Annotated in this window: 2 protein-coding genes; both read right to left on the reverse strand. The window is 43.9% G+C overall.

Annotated features, from left to right (window positions below; all coding sequences use genetic code 11):
* Window positions 1-1,186 (reverse strand): phosphopyruvate hydratase (eno, locus tag HZC12_09990; protein MBI5027035.1); only part of this gene is annotated, 1,186 nt, incomplete at its 3' end.
* Window positions 1,183-2,530 (reverse strand): CTP synthase (locus HZC12_09995; protein ID MBI5027036.1); only part of this gene is annotated, 1,348 nt, incomplete at its 5' end. The genes HZC12_09995 and eno, both read right to left, overlap by 4 nt.

Here is a 2,530-nt window from a genome sequence, read left to right on the forward strand (position 1 = left end):
CGACCCTGTCTGTCCTCGATAAAGAGCCTGTTTTAATCAGCCCTGTGTTACAGGCAACAGCAAGGTCTGCGAGGGTTGTATCTTCTGTCTCGCCTGACCTGTGCGATGCCACAGATGTATAACCTGCTTTTTTCGCCATCTCTATTGCATCGAGGGTTTCGGTAAGGGTGCCTATCTGATTCAGCTTTATCAATATTGAATTGGCAATCCCATTTTTTATTCCCTTCTCTAATATTTTAGTATTCGTCACAAAAATGTCATCGCCTACCAGTTGAACCTTCTTGCCAAACCGTCGGGTCATAGCTTTCCAGCCTTCCCAGTCATTTTCTGAGAGCCCGTCCTCAATGGATATAATGGGATATTTTGCTAAAATGGATTCATAGTAATCCATCATCTGTTCGGAGTTAATCTCCTTGCCTTCAAAGCAGTATCTACGATTCCTGAAAAGTTCTGAGGCGGCCACATCGAGTGCCAGGCAAACATCTTTTCCTGCAATGTATCCTGCTTTCTCGATTCCTTTTATAATTAAGGAAAGGGCATCTGCATTAGAGTTTAAATCAGGGGCAAAACCACCTTCATCGCCAACCGCAGTATTAAGCCCTTTGCTTTTCAAAACACTTTTCAGGCTGTGAAAAATCTCAGAACCCATCCTCATTGCCTCATGAAACGAAGGAGCACCGAGGGGCACTATCATAAATTCCTGAATATCGAGGTTGTTAGCTGCATGCGCACCGCCATTCAGGACATTCATCATTGGCACAGGAAGCTCCTTTGCATTAACGCCTCCGATATACCTGTAAAGGGGAAGGCCGGCATCCATTGAAGCGGCCTTTGCAACCGCAAGTGAGACACCCAGGATAGCATTGGCGCCGAGCTTGCTTTTGTTTTCAGTGCCATCGAGATCAATCATCAGGTTATCAATAAACTTCTGTTCGCTGGCTTCCATCCCCTTGAGATTTGGAGCAATCTCCTCTGTAACATTTCTTACTGCTTTTTGAACCCCGCGGCCGTGATAACGTTTCCCTTTGTCTCTTAGCTCAAGGGCCTCCCTCTTGCCTGTTGATGCCCCGGAGGGGACTGCTGCCCTGCCATACGCACCGCTTTCAAGAATTACGTCTACTTCTATAGTAGGATTACCCCGCGAATCAAGGATTTCCCTTGCAAAGATATCGACAATCTCACTCATTTAACTCCCCCATGTTCTGATTCTTTAACCGCCGTATGTGTAAAAAGAATTTTCTTTTCTTTATATGCAGCGCCTATAAAAGCCTTAAAAAGTGGATGTGGCTCTAAGGGCCTTGATTTAAACTCAGGGTGAAACTGACAGCCCAGAAACCAGGGATGGTCTTTTATCTCTACAATCTCAACAAGTCGTTGCCCCGACAGTTCGGGGTAACTGAGCTGCCTGTCAGGGCTCAGACCGCTTATTCTAAGACCTTTTCCTACAAAAATCTCTTTAAACGCATTGTTAAACTCATACCGATGCCTGTGCCTTTCAGAAATCTCTTCTACGCCATAAGCCCTGTAAGCAAAAGAATCTTCAGACAGGACACATGGGTAAGCACCGAGCCTCATGGTGCCACCCTTTTCAGATGTAATATCCCTTTTCTGTATGGTTTTTGTCCTGAAGTCATACCACTCTTCCATTAAATAAATTACAGGGTAAGGGGTTCCTGTATCGAACTCTGTGCTATTGGCATTCTTGAGATTGCAGATGTTTCTTGCAAATTCTATTACCGCACACTGCATGCCAAGGCATATCCCGAAAAACGGTATTAACTTTTCTCTCGCAAACCTGATTGCCTCAATCTTTCCTTCAATTCCCCTGAGGCCAAAACCACCAGGAACTAAAATGCCATCGATATCAGACAGGTATTTCTCAGGGCCATGTTTTTCTATATCTTCTGAATCCACCCACTGAATATCAACACCCACATTATTTGCTATCCCTCCGTGGGAAAGGGCCTCAATAAGGCTCTTGTAAGAATCTTTGAGGTCAACGTATTTTCCAACCAAAGCAATAGTCACCCTATCCTCAGGCTCCTTGATCTTTCTTATAACATCATTCCATGTCTTCAGGTCAGGAGGTGGTGTATTTAGGGAAAGTTTTTTCACAATAAGCTCATCAAGCCCTTCATTTTTGAGCACAAGCGGAACCTCATAAATCGTATCAACGTCTTTGGCAGTAATAACGGAATCTCCATCAAGGTTGCAGTGGAGAGCAATTTTCTTTTTAATCTCAGGAGGCAGTAATCTATCTGTGCGGCATAAAAGAATATCCGGTTGGATACCGATTTCCCTTAATTCTCTTACACTGTGCTGTGTTGGCTTGGTCTTAAGCTCACCTGAGGTCTTGATAAAAGGGATGAGGGTTAAATGGACATATAAAACATTATTCCTTCCGACGTCATACCGGAACTGCCTTATGGCCTCAAGAAAAGGAAGACTCTCAATATCACCAATTGTCCCTCCGATTTCAACTATTACAATGTCATAATTATCTGCAACTGATTTTATAGCCCTTTTTATC

This window comes from Nitrospirota bacterium (assembly GCA_016214385.1).
Lineage (GTDB): Bacteria > Nitrospirota > Thermodesulfovibrionia > UBA6902 > JACROP01 > JACROP01.